Raw genomic sequence first — 16,913 nt, forward strand, 5'->3', positions numbered from 1 at the left:
TTATTTCATGTACGTTCCCAAGTTTAAAGAAAAACGGAGTAGTTATGTCACAATATATTTTTACCATGAATCGTGTGAGTAAGATTGTCGAAAATCAACGATTTATTTTGAAAGATATATCATTAAGTTTTTTCCCAGGCGCTAAGATTGGTGTTTTAGGTTTAAATGGTTCTGGTAAATCAACTTTATTACGCATTATGGCTGGTGTTGATACACGATATGAAGGAGAAGCTAGACCCCAACCAGGGATTAAGATTGGTTATCTTGAACAGGAACCTCAACTTCATTTGGATAAAACAGTGCGTGAAGTTGTTGAAGAGGGCGTGAAAGACATGAAAGAAAAACTTGCGCGCTTTGACGAAATCAGTATGCGTTTTGCTGAGCCTATGAGTGATGATGAAATGAATGCGTTGCTCGCAGAACAAGGTGAATTGCAAAATGAAATTGAAACTGGTGGCGGTTGGGATTTAGATAGAAAGTTAGATGTTGCTGCTGATGCACTGCGATTACCTGATTGGGATGCTGTAGTTGGAAAATTATCAGGAGGTGAGCGTCGTCGTGTTGCCTTATGTCGATTATTACTTTCTAACCCAGATATGTTATTACTTGATGAGCCAACGAACCATTTGGATGCTGAGTCAGTAGCGTGGCTAGAGCATTATCTTGAAGGTTTTCCGGGTACAGTAGTAGCAATTACTCATGATAGATATTTTCTGGATAATGCTGCTGAATGGATTTTAGAGTTAGATAGAGGCGAAGGTATTCCGTATAAAGGCAATTATACCTCTTGGCTTGAACAAAAAGAAGCACGTTTAGAGATGGAGCAGAAACAAGAAGATGCGCATCAACGTGCTCTTAAAGCCGAGCTAGAATGGGTACGTACGTCTCCTAAAGGACGTCATGCAAAAAATAAAGCACGTCTTGCTCGTTTTGAAGAAATGAACTCCAAGGAATTCCAAAAGCGAAATGAAACCAATGAAATTTATATTCCTCCGGGTGAGCGATTGGGGGATCTCGTACTTGAAGGAGAAAAAATTACTAAATCATTTGGTGATCGCATTTTAATTGATAATTTTGATTTCAAACTTCCAAAAGGTGGTGTTTTAGGCATTATTGGTCCAAATGGAGCAGGTAAATCGACCTTCTTAAAAATGATTACAGGACAAGAGGAACCCGATAGCGGTGTGATTCGTATCGGTGAAACAGTGCAATTAGCCTATGTGGATCAGTTACGTGATGAATTAGATCCCAATAAAACAGTATGGCAAGAAATATCTGATGGACATGATATTATGCAAGTAGGTAGTTTCCAAATGCCTTCACGTGCTTATGTAGGACGTTTTAACTTTAAAGGATCGGATCAGCAAAAGAAAATGTCACAACTTTCTGGAGGAGAGCGAAATCGTGTGCATTTAGCAAAGTTATTGAAAAGTGGTGGAAATCTATTGTTACTTGACGAACCCAGTAATGATTTAGATGTTGAAACTTTACGTGCTTTGGAAGATGCAATTCTCAATTTTCCAGGCTGCGTGATTGTAATTTCCCACGATCGCTGGTTTTTGGATAGAATTTGTACGCATTTGATGGCTTTTGAAGGAGACTCACAAATAACTTTTATTGAAGGAAATTATAGTGATTATGAAGCAGATAGAAAGCGTCGTTTGGGCGATGCTGCGGATAGGCCATCACGTATTAAATACCGAAAATTAGAATCATAGTTTAAATTAACATGAGTTTTAAATGAAATCAGTTCGATATACAAAATAATTTTATTTTGTATATCGAACTGACGTTAAATTAAGTGGAGATAAAATTTAGATGAATAAGTTGTTTTGGACAGGTTTGTTACTATGCTTCGGGTTGACAGCCTGTGTTGAATATGATGAATCTACTTTAATTACTGATGATGCGGGTTATGTTCACAGAACGGTTCATTATACAAAAGACAAGCGTGGTCGTGACTATTTTCCTCAGAAAATTAGTGCAACAGGAGAAAGACGATTCATTTTTGATCCCAAAGCCTCTGCCTGGGCTGCATATGATGAAGAAGGAAATCGGTTATTAACTGGTGGCGGTTCAGCTGGGATAGATGTTTGCGAGGAAAATACAAACCAATCCTGTAGAACAGTGACGGGAACTTTTAAGGTATATAACAGGAGAGGACCTGAGTGTCGATCAGGAGAATATCCTGTAGATACAAAAGGTGGAGCAAAAATGCCTTATTGTACTTATTTCTATCAAGGATATACTATTCATGCGGCATATGAAGTTCCTGAACATCCATCAAGCCATGGTTGTGTACGTATTTTCCCCAGTGCGGCTAAATGGTTAAGCGAAAACTTTTTCCAAATTGGCACTAAGGTCATTGTTTTGGCTTACCCTGATGAAAATGGAGTTCATAAAACACAGGCAACATAATCGATTTGGGAGGTATGCGCCAAGCTCAAATAGAATTAAGAAAGAAACACATTGATACCTACATCCCGCCTATCAATTGCGGGGTGGGGTGTATTATTCATGCCTCGAACGGATGCTAGGCCCTCCTTCACTTGCAAAAAGAAGGCCTGTCCATGTCGAAAGAATTATTGACTGTTTGGTGGTAGTAACGGTTTTGTTGGCTCAGTAGTAGTTGCAGCTGGAGTAGTTGTAGCTGGGGTGGTTGTAGCTGGAATAGTTGCCGGATTACTGGTAGTATCCGCTGTATCTGAGGTTGGCGATTTTTCTGTATTTCTTGGTGCAGCAATCATTTGCGCAATCCCTAAATCCCCTGTCATTTTTCGAGCAATAGTTACGTCAACATTGAGTAGTTGGGTAACTTTTTCTTTCTCATTTTGATAAACAACTTGTAGGGGCAAATTAATTTTCCATTGATTTTCTTTCACCTCTGTGACAGTAGCATGCCCTAGCACTTGACTACTTACCGTGAGTTTTTGTGATTTGATGGCTTCTAAATTTCCTGACTTTTGTAGTGCTGTATTAAAACCTGTCCATCCTTGTTCTGTAAAACAAGCTTCTAGCTTTTGTAATTGCTCATCTACTTTATTAGGGTCAAAATCAAAGGTTTGAGTTACCGCTTTTTCTGACCAGGTGATAACCAGTGATTGATCAATTTTTTTTGTTTCTGGTGGAATTTTATACTCGCAATTGATAACAGGAGGTGGTGTAGGTTGTCCTGGATTAATTGATGGCAAGCTTTGTGCTGGAGGTGTTTGCGGCGTTTGAGGGCTTGCAAGAGTATTAGGTGTTTGAGCTGGTGGCGATGCTGGTTGAGCAACATCAGCATATACTTGTACCTGAGTACCCATTAAAGTGATAAGAGTACCCCAGAGTATCGTATTCTTCATGAAACTGACTCCTTAAAGTGTATGTATCAATTCTGCAATAATAAGAGCCGCTAGTCTAACAGTTTTTTGGTCTTGATCCAGTGGTGGCGACAATTCGGCAATATCAAAACTAACTACTTTGCCACTTTGAATAATGTATTTCAAGAGAGGTAGAATTTGCCATGGAGTAAGTCCTAATGGTTGCGGAGCGCTCACCCCAGGCGCGAAAGATTCTGCCAATACATCTAAGCATATAGTTAAGTAGATATGATCCAAATTAAGCATGAAATCATCAAGAAAAGCTAAATGCCAGGCTAAGCTGTTTGCATAGATCTCTTCTGCCGTGAGGTAACGGACATTAAGTTCGTTCGCTTGTTGAAATAAAGAATCAGTGTTCCCCATTTTTTGAATTCCCAGGCAACAATAATGAAAGTTTTGGTTATTTTCATGACAATAAGCAGCAATTTGTGAAAAAGGAGTGCCCGATGTACCTGGCTGATTTTTCTGATAAGGTCTTAAATCAAAATGAGCGTCGAAATTAATAATACCTAATTTACTGTAGTGGGGCGCTAATCCTTGATAATGTGCCCATGCGATCTCATGTCCACCACCCAAGGCAATGGTTTGATGGCCTTGTTGATGACAAAAACTGATCAGATGGGCAAATTGTGACTGGGCTGTTTCTAATTCATCACCTTCACAAGTAATAGTTCCCAAATCCCAAAACTCCTTATCTAGAGAGCAAGGTAATTTTGCCAGCTGAGTTTTTAGGTGATCAGGACCTAATTTTGCGCCCGGTCGTCCTAGATTTCGTTTGACCCCTGCATCACTAGCAAAACCTAAAAAAATGGTTTTTTTCTCTTTAGTGATTAGCTCAGTTTGTTGTTTGGGAAAAATAATTTTTTGAAAAAATCGTTCTGCTTTTATCGTATCTGTTCTGCCTTGCCAAAGTGTAGAGTTAGGTTGGTGATAATTGGAAAGATGTTCAAACATTAAATTCCTCCTATGGTTTGATATATGATCCTAGAAAAAGCAGTTATGTCCTACTGCTCACTATGGAACCAACTGCTTTTTCTAGGATGATGCTTATGCCAATCTCAATTTGACTCACAATCAATAGCAATAACTTGAGAAAAGTCTGTATTATACATGATGGTGCATTTTTTAGTCCTATCAGGAAGTTTTTGAATTAATTCAAGGGTAGTATTTGTATATCCACAAGCTATCCAAATTTCTTGGTTATTAAATGTCCAAGTTAGTTTTTGACTTTTCGTGTTTTCATTATCGGGAGCCAAACTGGCGTGTTCTTTGGGATGCCCCTCATAAAAGGTGACTCGCGTAAAACGATGCTCCATGTTCCAATCATCAAAAAAAGTATCCCAATCAGTTATTTTTTGCTGTAAAGACTCTGTTGTTTTAATGACTTTTGGGCATTGTAGGGGCATTGTTGCCGATACTGATCTATAACAAAAAATTAATCCAAACAACAGAATTAAATTAATTGGGAGTTTCATCGAGTACGTTCTCATTTTTTAGTTCCTAAAAAATCTAAGATTATATTAAGATGCTCTTTTCTACAGCAGGAGCGCATAAAATTATGCCAAGTTTATTCAATGTCTGGTATCATTTGCACACATTAATAAATGTGCAGAGGATATCATGTTTGTAATTACCGGCGGCGGAAGTGGGATTGGGAAGTCTTTAGCTTTTTCTTTGGCAAAACGTGATCAATCTGTTTTAATTATTGGTCGCCGAGAGCAATTCTTGCTAGAAGTAGCAGCCACGTCAGAAAAGATTCAATATGTGTGCGCTGATATTACAACTGCTAAAGGACTAGAGTCTATCAAAAATTATTTACTTGAAATACCTCATATTGATGCCCTGATCAATAATGCGGGCACTTTAAATCCTTTAGTCCCATTAAAGGATGTAGAATTTCAAGAGTGGCAACAGGCATTAAATACCAATTTGAATGCCGCTCTTTTTCTTACCCAAAAACTTTATACGAGATTAATTAATGGAAAAGTGCTAAATATTGGTTCAGGAGCAGCCTATTTCCCGATTAGAGGTTGGGCTGCTTATTGTGTCTCTAAGGCTGCTTTATCAATGCTCACTCAATGTTGGCAATTAGAATCCGAGGACATTGCTTTTGCTAGTGTTATGCCTGGGATCATTGATACCCATATGCAAGTGATTGCCCGAAGTAGCGCTAATCCTGATTATGACCGTATTAATTTTTATCAGCGCCTGAAAGACGAAAATCGCTTGATTTCACCAGATACAGTTGCTGAGTTTTTGACATGGCTTTTATTAGATGTTGATAAGAAAACTTATGCATCTAAGGAGTGGGACATCTATGATACCGACCATCATCATGCTTGGCTCAAGCCTCCTCATCAAGTTCTTCATTGGAATTTTTAATGTTTGCTTGCGATAAATTATTAATAAATGCATCGATTATTGATGCTCAAGGAAACCAATCGTGGCAGCAGGCTGTTGCGATTAAAAATGGCCTTATCGCTTGGTGTGGCGCACAAGAACAAATACCGCCACAGTTTTATCAAACACAGCAAAAAGAAGATTGTCATGGAAAGCTGCTTACTCCAGGTCTTATTGATTGTCATACTCATTTGGTTTATGCAGGCAATCGTTCCTCTGAGTTTCAAATGAAACTTGCTGGAGTAAGTTATACCGAAATTGCAAAAAAAGGTGGTGGAATATTATCAACAGTCAAACAGACTCGAGCAGTTTCTGAGGAAGAATTGATTCAGCAATCGTTACCAAGAATTCTAGCTCTACGTGAAGACGGAGTGACCACTGTTGAGATTAAATCAGGTTATGGATTAGATTTATCCAATGAAATGAAAATGTTGCGCGTAGCCAAACGTTTAGGTGAATTAACGGGTTTAAGAGTTAGAAAAACCTTTCTTGGGGCGCATGCAATAGGGCCAGAGTTTAAAGGAAACAGCCAAGCTTATGTTGATGTGATTTGCCAAGAAATGCTACCTATCCTAGCTGAAGAAAATTTAGCGGACGCTGTAGATGTTTTCTGTGAATCCATTGCCTTTTCGCTCAAGCAAACGGAGCAAATTTTTAGTGCAGCTCGTGAATTAAACCTTCCTATAAAATGTCATGCTGAGCAGTTATCCAATCTCGGTGCAAGTAAACTTGCGGCAGAATTTGGCGCTTTGTCTTGCGATCATTTAGAGTTTCTTGATGCAAAAGGAGCATGTGCTATGGCAGAAGCAAACACAGTTGCTGTTTTACTTCCAGGAGCCTATTATTTTCTGCGTGAAAAACATAAACCTCCCGTAGATTTATTGCGCCAAGCTGGTGTGAGTATGGCTGTTGCTTCTGATTGTAATCCTGGTTCATCACCAACTGCATCATTACGTTTAATGATGAGTATGGCCTGTCAATTTTTTTCGTTAACTGTCCCTGAAGTTTTGGCTGCGGTTACTCATCACGCAGCAAAAGCATTAGGAATACACCATGAAGTAGGGGAAATCGCTGTAGGAATGGCAGCAGATTTAGTTCTTTGGTCTACTGATGACAGCGCAGCTCTTTGTTATTATTTTGCCTATCCCTTGCCTCATCAAATGATGATCGCAGGCGAATGGGTTTCTTCCAAGAAAAATAATTGGGAATAAAATTATGCTAAAACTTTTAAAAATTGTTTTATCTTTCTGCCTTATAGCATGTTCTTTTGTTGTTTACGCAATTTATCCGGTATCAGTTCAAAAAGAAACCGCTGCTTATATTCTGGATATCAAGTACCCAGAGGGATTTAAGGACCCTCGTATTGATGCAACATTACAAGGTTTTATTGAAAATGCCAAACAACGCTTTTTTAAAGGACTTGGAGCTGATGCTGATGTTCCTGCTGATGCACCCGGGAAATCAGGATTGAATATTACGTATTCATTACCCTATAAAACGAAAAATGCTTTAAGTGTGCAGTTTATGATTTCTATCAATCATAAAGGGGCAGCACATCCCGCAAACACAGTAAGTGTGTTAAATTTTATTAGTGGATCTCAAGTCCAATTATCCGATCTATTTCGTCCCGAAGTGGATTATTTAAAACCTATAGCTGATTTCTGTAGCAAGAAAATTACTGCGAAAAATATTTCAGACAAAAAATGGGTTGATGAAGGTACCAAGGCTACAGATAAAAACTACAAAATCTGGTCTTTTTCATCAAAAGGGATAGATATCATATTTGATACGTACCAAGTCGCTGCTTATGTCTATGGTCCGCAGACAGTGAGTGTCCCTTTATCTCAAATTGCTTCTTTATTAAAACCTGAAGTAGCGCACAGTGTTTGGGGTCGTTAATGGCAGATACACCTTTTATAGCCGCAGAAAAAAAAGTACCAGAGCTTACTGTCCGAGTGTTGCTTCTTGCTGTAATACTCACTGTATTGCTAGCAATGTCTAATGCATATCTTGCGCTGAAGCTAGGGATTCTAACTTCTGCTTCGATTCCAGCTGCTATTATTTCTATGGGAATCTTACGTTTTTTTAAAAATTCTACTATTCTCGAAAATAATGCGGTGCAAACAGCCGCTTCTGCTGGCGAGGCGGTTGCCGGTGGCATTGTCTACACTATTCCTGCATTAATCATTATTGGTTTTTGGAATCATTTTGATTACTTAACCAATTTTTTCATTGCAGTGTGTGGTGGGGTTTTTGGTGTATTATTTTCCATTCCATTACGCCGTATTTTGGTCCATGATGCCTCTTTAAAATTTCCAGAAGGTAGGGCTATTGCTGAGGTATTGAAATCATCCGTTGAACGATCCGGTATTAAAGACATATTAATTGGTGGTGCATTAGGTGGTTTAATTGAATTATTACAAACTGGATTCAAGATAATTGCCAGTAGTTGGGGATATTGGTTTGTTGTAAAGCGCTCTTTGTTTGGTCTTGGTGCTGGATTTTCAGCAACAATGATAGGTGCTGGTTATCTTGTTGGCCATGATATGGCGATCAGTATATTTTTAGGGGCAATAATTTCTTGGTTAATTGCCTTACCGGTGGTCAGTCAAATTTATCCTGACTTCATCAATCATTATCCTCCTGAACAAGCAGCAGCATTTTTATGGAACAGCGAGATGCGCTACATGGGAATAGGGGCTATGTTGTTTGCTGGAATATGGACTTTTTTAAAGTTAATTAAACCCTTGTCTAAAAATATTCGAGCTTCGTTAAGTAGCTTCAGCTCTAGAGGGAAAATGGAGCAGTTCCCTCGTACTGATAAGGATATACCTTTGCCTTATATCTTAATAGGTACCGGTGCATTCGCTGCCATATTATTTTTATTTTTTCAACTTGTTTTACCATTAGGTCAAGCAGGATTAGACAATCAATATTCACCTACTTTAATTTTCGTAGCGGTGCTGTATGTCTTATTTATTGGATTTATTTTTTCAGTAATTACGGCTTATTTTTCAGGCATGGTAGGCGTAACGGCAAGTCCTGGAAGTTCTGTGGTTATTTCGGGGATGCTTTTTGCGGCGTGGTTATTGCTAATTGCGATTGATCATATGTTACCTCTCCCATTAAGTACCGAACAAATTCAGGCAGCAGAAGCAATAACAATCATGATTGGTTCTGTAGTAACAGGTATTGCCGCTATTGCTAATGATAATACTCAGGATTTGAAGGTAGGGCAGTTAGTTGGAGCAACACCATGGAAACAGCAACTTATGTTATTACTTGGAGTAGTTATTTCTTCTTTGGTTATTCCCCCAGTAATGCAGTTGTTGTTTGATGTGTATGGTATAGCAGGGGTAATGCCTCATCCTAATATGGATATAAATCAGTCTTTACCGGCACCTACAGCAGCATTAATGGCTGCAATTACTGAAGCTGTTTTTAGAAACTCATTACCATGGGCGATGATGTTAATTGGTTCAGCTATTATTTTAATTATTGTTTTTTTAAATTATTTTTTTCAATTAAGGCGCTATTTGAACTTATCCATTTTAGGAGTCGCCATAGGGATGTATTTACCTCTTTCCTCTTCTTTTCCATTATTTATTGGCGGCATGATTTCTTTTTGGGTGAACAAGCATTTGAAAAAAAGCTACCGTGATCAAGAAGTGGTGCTCCGTAAGCAAAAAGGAACTCTCATTGCTTGCGGGCTTGTTGCCGGCTCTGCAATTATGGATGTTTTGCTTGCGATACCCTTTTCAATTTGGCATAGCCCAGATGCATTGCAACTGGTTGGGAATGATTGGAACGATATTGGTGTTTATCTAGGAATATTATCGACTTTATTATTGGCTTGGTGGATTAATCGTAGAGTATGTCAGTAAAAAAATTGTAACTCCTCATTTCGAGCACCCTGTGGGAAGATCCCTCACTACGCTCGGGATGACATGGAGGGAGTTACAAAAAATTTACCACTTGCTAGAATGGAGCGAATAGAAACAAGCGTTTGACAAGTCATATTTAATTTCCTAAAGTAAAAAGTATCAACATGACATGGACTTAAGTCAAATTCTAAAATGAGACAAAAAGTAATATTTATCATGATGTTATTCATCAGTACACTTTCTTTTTGTAGTCCAGTAAAAGTCGGTGTAGTAGTCTCAGGACTTCCCGTTTCTGAGAAAGTTAATACGGATCAAGGCATTTATTATTTTGGTTTTTGTATCGATTTTATGAATGAGGTATGCAAACGGATCGAAAAAAAATGCACCTATAGTGAAGTAACCTATGACAATCAATTTGAGCTTTTAGAACAAGGTAAGATTGATTTACTCATTCTTCCAAGACCTTATACTTCATCTGATTCCGAAAAATATGCTATTAGTATTCCTTATGCAGTCAGCAAAATGCAATTTATTACTTTAAAAGATAGTTCTATCAATAAAATTGCAGATATAAAAAACAAAAAGATTGGTGCCATTAAAAGTACTTTTTATAACCTATTAACTCAAACTCCTTTCTATCTCTCCAATCAGATTATTGCTTATAATATAGATTCGGATCTCATATCTGATTTAGTGCAGCAAAAGACGGACGTTATTGCACTTAATAATAACATTGCTTATAAATTGATTGTCAATAATTATTACGGCATTAAACTGATAGAGCCTGCTTTACCCATGGGGGATGGTTATGGCATTATTGCTCTTCCAGATAAGAAAGCATTAATCGAGAACATAAACAAGGAGATTCTAAGCATAGAAAAAGATGGATCGTACATTTCCATTTATCAAAAATATTACGATACTGAACGCCAAGGAAGGAGGAATGCCGAGACGAGGAAATCGCTATAGCCAATCGTTATGGTAACAGGGGGATGGTGAATCTTGGTTGAACGGAGTAAATCGTTCTGTAGCCGTTAAGATATTGGGAAAATCGCATAATTTCAGCACATTAGTCGTTCTCATTACGAGCTCAACTTGCTTTTTTTAGGTCAAATAACTTCCAAAAGAGCGCAAGCAGCAATTCCACCACCACCCGCGGCAACCAAGAGTACTTTGTCTTTTTCCTTAATATTTGCGTGTTCACGCAGGTAATCTAAAGCAATTCCTACGCTTGAACCTGAGGTGTTACCTGTCTCTTCGACCGTTTTGATGATGCGCTCCTCAGGAAAACCTAATTGTTTTGCTACAGATAAAACTAAATTCTTATTTCCTTGATGAGGAACCAGCCACTGAATGTCTGTAGTTGAAAGATTTAATGCGTTGAGAAATTCTTGTGCGCCATCTACCATGCCGTGTACTGCTTTAACAAATAGTGCCGTGTTTTCCTTAATGGTAATGTAAAACAGCTCGGGATTAGTGCAGTTTGCTGCAGGCAAACGTGAGCCTCCTGCTGGAGTAGATACTGTATCACCGACTTCACCATCAGCAAATAAAGCTGAGGCAATAAAACGAAACTCTGCATTCTCTTTATTCGTAGAAATGATGCAAGCGGCAGCTCCATCACCAAAAAGGACACTGGTTGCAAAATTATTTTTATTTAAAAATTTAGAACGGATTTCACTGGCGATTAATAAAATGCTTCCCATGCTTGCCTGCGTAATGGCTGCACTAGTATGCAAACCCACTACAAATCCAGCACAAGCAGCGCCTATATCGAAAGCACCAATATTTTGCAATCCAAGACGGTATTGCACGAGAGGGCTCGTGGGTGGGGCAAGATAGTCTCCTGAAATCGTAGCTAGTATGATTTGGTTGATTTTATCTCTTTCGCTAGGTTTTGCTGCAAACAATTTTTCGGCTGCAAGTACAGCCAAATCGCTACATGCTTGATCTGCATTGACCCAGTGCCTGTTTCTGATTCCCGTTGAGAAACTGATCAGAGTGGGACTTTGAGTACTATTCATCCAATTGAGTACATCTTGGTTACTCATTATCTTTTCCGGTAATGCCGTGAAGGGGCCTTTAAGATAAATGTTTTTTTCTGCACGTAATAAATTCATGATGATAATATTCCTTCTGATCGCATGAGCGGCAAACCACCACTTACTGTGACCACAGAGCCTGTCATAAATGAAGTTTTGGATAATAAAGGATCTAGGGCTTCAGCAACTTGCGCTGTTTCTCCCATCATCCCTTGAGGAATAATTTGAGCCATTTTTTCTTGGTAAGCAGCTCTTTTCCAGAATTGCTCTGTTCTCGATGTTTTAATCAATCCAACACGCACAATATTGGATAAAATGTTTTGAGCACTATAATCTACTGCCAAATTTAAAAATAATCCTTCTAACGCGGCTTTAACCGCGCAGTATGCACCATAACGACTGGTTCCTGTGATGGCAGAAAGACTGGAAATTAAGACAAGTCGTCCAAACTTATTTGCTAATAAGGAGGGCAACAGCTGATGAATCAACCAAACATTTCCATGCAAATTGTCATCAATGTAGGTACGCAATGAAGGATACGATAAAGCGTGTAATTTGCGCAGCTGACTTACACGCGTAAATGCATTAAAGATAATGCCGTCTAAGGGTTCTTGCAGGAGATTGTGTAAGGCATCTTGGCTGGCTTCTGGATTGGAAAAATTATATACGAAACCCTGAATATCGAGACCTTGTTGTGTATAGTGCACTAATGTTTTATTCAAACTTTCTTGATTGGAACTGGTGATAATGATTTTATCACCAAGTTGCAGACGTCGTTTGGCAATAGCTTGCGCAATATCTGATGATCCCCCCGTGATTAAAAGATTCATTGGACCCCCAGGTCGATTAAATGTTTGGCGATACTGTCTATGGACTCATAATGTTCTTTCACTAAAGGCGTCACCGGAATCTTAATCTTGAATTCACGCTCCAATTCAATGATTAATAAGGCTAACATCAAACTATCGAGTCCACCTTGTTCTAATTTAGAGTGGGTGTCTTCTGGGAGATTGGTTATACCAATTCTTCCTAAGGCGTTGCGAATTCGTTGGGCATGCATGTATTTATTCCTTATGAATACTTAAGAGTAGTGCTTTTCTATCAAGCTTTCCATGTTGATTACGGGGTAGCTCTTCTAATAATTGCACACTAATAGGAAGCTTTTTCGGCAAAAAATGGTGTTTTAATTGCTCAGTAAGCATTTGTTCCGTAGTGTTTGTGTGGAACATACCCCGCTCCAAGCAGGCAAGCAAACGAACACCATAAAGCTCATCAGCTAGGGGGAGGACAATTACTTCTTTAATTCCTTCAAATTGACAAATTTTATGCTCAATATCAATCAGATTGATTTTTTCACCACCTATATTGACTATGTGATCCAAACGGCCTTTAATGCTCACCAGGCCTGTAGGAAGTATCGCCGCTAAGTCGCCTGTGTAAAACCAACCATTTTTGATCTTTGATGATTGTTCTTCACCGAGATAACCGAGCATAAGCTGGCTACCTTGGATGAGCAATTCATTCTCCTCCGACAAGCGTACTTGCCAATCACCTACTGGATACCCTGCATAATCGTCTAGAAATAACGGATCGCTGCTGGAGTAAGTTAAAACTCGTGGAGAAGCTTCGGTTAAACCGTAATTGTTATAAATTAGAGCATTGGGAAAAGTTTGGATAAGATGCTCGCGTAGATGTATGGCCAAAGGGGCTCCAGCGGAGACTATTGCCTTTATTTTTGCTGCACTATCGGGATAGAGTGTAGCCATTTTAGTCATAGCGACCCAATGCGAAGGTACACCGCTCCACATTTGTGGAACCGCCCCGGTTTCCAAAAAGCTTTTAATATCAGTAAATTGGGTTATCAATTTTGTGTTTAATCCAGCAATTAATCCAGGGAGTAGTTGACCAAGTAAGCCAAAAGAGTACGATAAAGGTAAAAATAAGAGTTGATTACTTATTCTGGAAAACTCCAATGCTTTGATCACGGCATGACAATTAGTAACAATATTGTTTAAAGAAAGTTGAACTGCTTTCGTTTGTCCTGTACTTCCTGAGGTAAAAAGTACCAGAGCTAATTCTGGGTGATGCTGATTATGATTTTCTTGCAGCTCTATAAGTTCACCATCCTCATTAATAGTCATATTGGTGCTTAAAATAGTTCGTTTTTGCAGATCAGACTCTTGTTGAGAAAGGAGAGCAACGGGTTTTCTAATGTTTAAAGCAGCTAATAATTGAATGATAAATAAAGGATGAGTTTTTGCTTGTAAAACCAGTACTCCTGGAGGTAGTTTTTTCAATTGCAAAGACATATTGTGTATTTTTGCTGCTAATTCAGCAAAATTTAAATTTTGATCGTCGCAGCTTAGCGCGATTTTTTTAGGGGCGTGTTGAGCCAAAAATTGCATGCCTTATCTCCCAACCTTATTTAATTTCCAGGTGGCTACTACAGGAAGTGTACTATCCAATAAGTGCTGACGGCAAAAATTTCGACGAATTTTACCACTTGTTGTATGAGGCATGGTTTTGAGTGGAATAAGGACTAGGTGATGAATTTCGAGTTGATGGGTTTGATAAACCAGTTCAAAAATAGTATTGAATAACGATTCTTGTTCTTCAGCCTCCATAAAGCGGTTTTTTACTTCACACATTACAGTAAGTTCATATTCATGATCTGTTTGTACTACAAAAGCAGCACACTTGCCTAGGAGCTTATGTACTGGATTGTGTAAAATACAGTATTCGATATCTTGCGGGTAATGGTTTTTTCCATAGAGAATAATTAAATCTTTAATACGACCAGTAACGTATAGTTCTTCTTCATGGATGAAGCCTAAATCGCCTGTTCTTAAGTATTCTTGATGCGTGGAATCACCCTTAATTTTTCCATGAAATGCATGTTTCGTTTCCTTTTCTTGCTCCCAGTAACCATGAGCGACGCTGTCACTATGTACCCAAATTTCACCTACTTGATCATGAGTGCAGAGGGTTAAGGTGTCGGGATCAACAATTTTTACTGTTTGTATCAATTTGCCACAACCGACCAAACTATGACTCTGAGGACTTCCTTCTTCAGCAAAGTCTACGCGGTGATCTTGGTAGTGTTCTTTTGCCAAAGTAAGCGTGCGGTAGGGAGTAAAAGGAGTGTGGCCGGTTACAAATAAAGTAGCTTCTGCCAAACCATAACAGGGATAAAAGGCATTTTTATTAAATCCATAATCTTTAAATGCTTGATAAAAATGTTCCAGAGTCTCTTTACGAATGGGTTCTGCTCCATTAAATGCAATACCCCATGAGCTTAAGTCTAAACCTTGTTTTTTTTCTTCTTTAATTCGTTTGACACAATAATCATAAGCAAAATTAGGGCTACCACTAATCGTTGCTTTGTATTTGCTAATATTTTGCAACCATGACAGAGGATTTTGTAAAAAAGAGAATGGAGACATCATAAACACTGGAAAACCTCCATAAATAGGCGTCAGTATACAGCCAATTAATCCCATATCATGATGAGGAGGAAGCCAGCTAAAAAAAATTGTTTCATCATTCATGGCATAAGCTTGATATATTTTATGTGAATTATCGAGCAAATTATTATGACTGACTATGACTCCTTTAGGATGCATGGTGGATCCCGAAGTATATTGGAGAAAGGCAATGGTATTTCTACTGATATTAGGGGGTTGCCATTCAGTGCTTTGAGCTAATGTTATTTCATCGATGGTAATACATGGTATTTGGTCAATATGAGGCACTTCCTCTGGACCAGAATCACTAAATTTATTCACATGATCGGAAGTCATAATTGCACATGTTGGTTTTGCATTACTTATAATTCGATGCGCTTTTTCGAGTAGTTTTTTTTGAGCAGGAGGATGAATAGGTACAGCGATACATCCTGCATAAAGGCAGCCAAAAAAAGCTTGAATAAACGGCAGTCCGGGAGAAAATAATAACAGAATCCTATCGCCTGGTTGTGCTCCACGTATTTGTAATTCTGCAGCAATTGCTCGAGCATGTTGATCCAGATCAGAGTAAGTCATTTTCTCTTCTAAATTTCTATTAATAAAAGTACAACTTACTTGGTTTGGGGTATTTTGGGTCCTAAGTCGGACAACATCAACCAGAGATGGACAATGGATTATTTCTTTATTCATCTCTATCCTTAATTGGTGTGATAGTGCAAAATTTGTCCCGCATAAGAAAGTCCTCCACCTACACTCATTAGGAGTATCTTTCCAGGCCTGTCAAAAATTTTTTCTTTTACTGCTCTTGCTAAAGAGTAGAGAATGGATGCACCGCCAATATTACCAATGGAGTCTGCATCCCATATAATTGCTTTGTTAAGCATGTAGTGCTCTTGAAGAATTTGAGTAATTAATTTACGATTTACTTGATGAGGAATTACCCAGGTGATGGCTTTTCTCTCTTCTTCTGTGGGTAACAAATGAGTTAACATATGTTTGTACTTATTGTAGGCGAGTTCTTTCATGAGTGTTTCATCGCCGATCAGATGGTAACCTACCGTATCTAATTGTTCTTTTGTGGGTGGAAAAACACCTTGGGTTGTAAACGCGTCAACATATTTTCCATCGGTAGAAAAAAAGGTTTTTTCAACGGAAAATGCGCCTAATTCATTCTTTTCCAGAAGTAGGGCCGCAGCACCGTCAGCCAATCCAATCCATGTTTTTTCATTTTCAGGATCGATGACTTTGGATAATGTTTCAGCGCAGCTGACCAAGATATTCTTATAACCAAGAGCCATTAAGGCGTAGGCAAGATGCAAAGTAGATAATGAAGTGGAACATCCAGTTTTTAAATCATAAGCAGGAGCCTCGATCCCCAAATGTCCCAAGACAGCAGCAGCCTGTGATCCAGTGAACCGTTTATTCGTGGTAGATCCCAGTAAAAAGGCATGTATTGGAGACCTATTATCTGTAAGTAGCTTTTGTACGGCCAAAGTAGCTAGCGACTCCGCAGTTAATTCTCTGGACTTGTCCATAGCTTCCCAAGGTTTATGACACCAATAACGAGAATAAAAACCAAATTCTTCTCCAATCTTTTGGGCAAACTTTTCTAAAAAAGATAACGATTTATCGGATGTTCTTGGGAAGTTTTGTAAAATTTCAAGGTTAGATATCGGTGGTGAACTAGGTAAAACTCGAGATGTGGCAGTAATATCAAAACGAATACTGGGTTGTAAAATAACCATAATTTACCTTTATTAT

General features: G+C 38.6%; 16 protein-coding genes. 7 read left to right on the forward strand and 9 right to left on the reverse strand.

Annotated elements, in window-relative coordinates:
- The first annotated feature begins 44 nt into the window (after window positions 1-44).
- Both ettA and Lgra_RS10945 read left to right on the forward strand, forming a co-directional pair.
- The gene (gene ettA / locus Lgra_RS10940; protein ID WP_058499317.1) at window positions 45-1,718 is read left to right on the forward strand and encodes an energy-dependent translational throttle protein EttA; all 1,674 of its coding nucleotides are present in this window, start codon (window positions 45-47) and stop codon (window positions 1,716-1,718) included.
- 100 nt (window positions 1,719-1,818) lie between these two features.
- On the forward strand, window positions 1,819-2,418 hold the full coding sequence (locus tag Lgra_RS10945; protein ID WP_058499318.1) for a L,D-transpeptidase: 600 nt from the start codon (window positions 1,819-1,821) through the stop codon (window positions 2,416-2,418).
- A gap of 164 nt (window positions 2,419-2,582) precedes the next feature.
- On the opposite strand, the gene Lgra_RS10950 is transcribed toward Lgra_RS10945, so the two are convergent.
- From Lgra_RS10950 to Lgra_RS10960, 3 genes are all read right to left on the reverse strand, one after another.
- Complete coding sequence (locus Lgra_RS10950; RefSeq protein WP_058499319.1) at window positions 2,583-3,344, reverse strand: DotI/IcmL family type IV secretion protein; 762 nt, start codon at window positions 3,342-3,344, stop codon at window positions 2,583-2,585.
- 12 nt (window positions 3,345-3,356) lie between these two features.
- The gene (gene hutG / locus Lgra_RS10955) at window positions 3,357-4,316 is read right to left on the reverse strand and encodes a formimidoylglutamase (RefSeq protein WP_058499320.1); all 960 of its coding nucleotides are present in this window, start codon (window positions 4,314-4,316) and stop codon (window positions 3,357-3,359) included.
- A gap of 104 nt (window positions 4,317-4,420) precedes the next feature.
- Window positions 4,421-4,852 carry an STY0301 family protein gene (locus Lgra_RS10960; RefSeq protein ID WP_238584426.1) on the reverse strand — a complete coding sequence of 144 codons (432 nt, stop codon included), beginning with the start codon at window positions 4,850-4,852 and terminating at the stop codon, window positions 4,421-4,423.
- 130 nt (window positions 4,853-4,982) lie between these two features.
- On the opposite strand from Lgra_RS10960, the gene Lgra_RS10965 reads away from it, so the two are divergent.
- The 5 genes from Lgra_RS10965 (at window position 4,983) to Lgra_RS10985 (ending at window position 10,615) form a co-directional block, all read left to right on the forward strand.
- Window positions 4,983-5,744, forward strand: a complete 762-nt coding sequence (locus Lgra_RS10965; RefSeq protein ID WP_058499322.1) for an SDR family NAD(P)-dependent oxidoreductase — start codon at window positions 4,983-4,985, stop codon at window positions 5,742-5,744.
- The gene (hutI, locus tag Lgra_RS10970; protein WP_058499323.1) at window positions 5,744-6,973 is read left to right on the forward strand and encodes an imidazolonepropionase; all 1,230 of its coding nucleotides are present in this window, start codon (window positions 5,744-5,746) and stop codon (window positions 6,971-6,973) included. The genes Lgra_RS10965 and hutI overlap by 1 nt, the downstream gene beginning before the upstream one ends.
- A 4-nt stretch (window positions 6,974-6,977) precedes the next feature.
- Window positions 6,978-7,661, forward strand: a complete 684-nt coding sequence (locus Lgra_RS10975) for an RsiV family protein (RefSeq protein ID WP_058499324.1) — start codon at window positions 6,978-6,980, stop codon at window positions 7,659-7,661.
- On the forward strand, window positions 7,661-9,646 hold the full coding sequence (locus Lgra_RS10980) for an OPT family oligopeptide transporter (RefSeq protein WP_058499325.1): 1,986 nt from the start codon (window positions 7,661-7,663) through the stop codon (window positions 9,644-9,646). Before Lgra_RS10975 ends, Lgra_RS10980 begins: the two co-directional genes overlap by 1 nt.
- Window positions 9,647-9,862: 216 nt before the next feature.
- Window positions 9,863-10,615, forward strand: coding sequence for a transporter substrate-binding domain-containing protein (locus tag Lgra_RS10985; protein WP_162264323.1), 753 nt, complete (start codon window positions 9,863-9,865; stop codon window positions 10,613-10,615).
- A 140-nt stretch (window positions 10,616-10,755) separates the two neighbouring features.
- On the opposite strand, the gene Lgra_RS10990 is transcribed toward Lgra_RS10985, so the two are convergent.
- Genes Lgra_RS10990 through Lgra_RS11015 form a run of 6 tightly spaced genes read right to left on the reverse strand, consistent with a single transcriptional unit; the run spans window position 10,756 to window position 16,897 of the window.
- On the reverse strand, window positions 10,756-11,766 hold the full coding sequence (locus tag Lgra_RS10990; RefSeq protein WP_058499327.1) for a 3-oxoacyl-ACP synthase III family protein: 1,011 nt from the start codon (window positions 11,764-11,766) through the stop codon (window positions 10,756-10,758).
- Window positions 11,763-12,518: an SDR family NAD(P)-dependent oxidoreductase gene (locus tag Lgra_RS10995; RefSeq protein ID WP_058499328.1), complete on the reverse strand. Its 756-nt coding sequence runs from the start codon at window positions 12,516-12,518 to the stop codon at window positions 11,763-11,765. Before Lgra_RS10995 ends, Lgra_RS10990 begins: the two co-directional genes overlap by 4 nt.
- The gene (locus tag Lgra_RS11000) at window positions 12,515-12,748 is read right to left on the reverse strand and encodes an acyl carrier protein (RefSeq protein WP_058499329.1); all 234 of its coding nucleotides are present in this window, start codon (window positions 12,746-12,748) and stop codon (window positions 12,515-12,517) included. The genes Lgra_RS10995 and Lgra_RS11000 overlap by 4 nt, the downstream gene beginning before the upstream one ends.
- A 4-nt stretch (window positions 12,749-12,752) precedes the next feature.
- The gene (locus Lgra_RS11005) at window positions 12,753-14,093 is read right to left on the reverse strand and encodes a class I adenylate-forming enzyme family protein (protein WP_058499330.1); all 1,341 of its coding nucleotides are present in this window, start codon (window positions 14,091-14,093) and stop codon (window positions 12,753-12,755) included.
- A gap of 3 nt (window positions 14,094-14,096) precedes the next feature.
- Window positions 14,097-15,842, reverse strand: coding sequence for a fatty acyl-AMP ligase (locus Lgra_RS11010; RefSeq protein WP_058499331.1), 1,746 nt, complete (start codon window positions 15,840-15,842; stop codon window positions 14,097-14,099).
- 8 nt (window positions 15,843-15,850) lie between these two features.
- Entirely contained in the window at window positions 15,851-16,897 is a 1,047-nt protein-coding gene (locus Lgra_RS11015) for a 3-oxoacyl-[acyl-carrier-protein] synthase III C-terminal domain-containing protein (RefSeq protein ID WP_058499332.1), read from the reverse strand.
- Window positions 16,898-16,913 lie beyond the last annotated feature (16 nt).

This window comes from Legionella gratiana (assembly GCF_001467695.1).
GTDB classification, from domain to species: domain Bacteria; phylum Pseudomonadota; class Gammaproteobacteria; order Legionellales; family Legionellaceae; genus Legionella; species Legionella gratiana.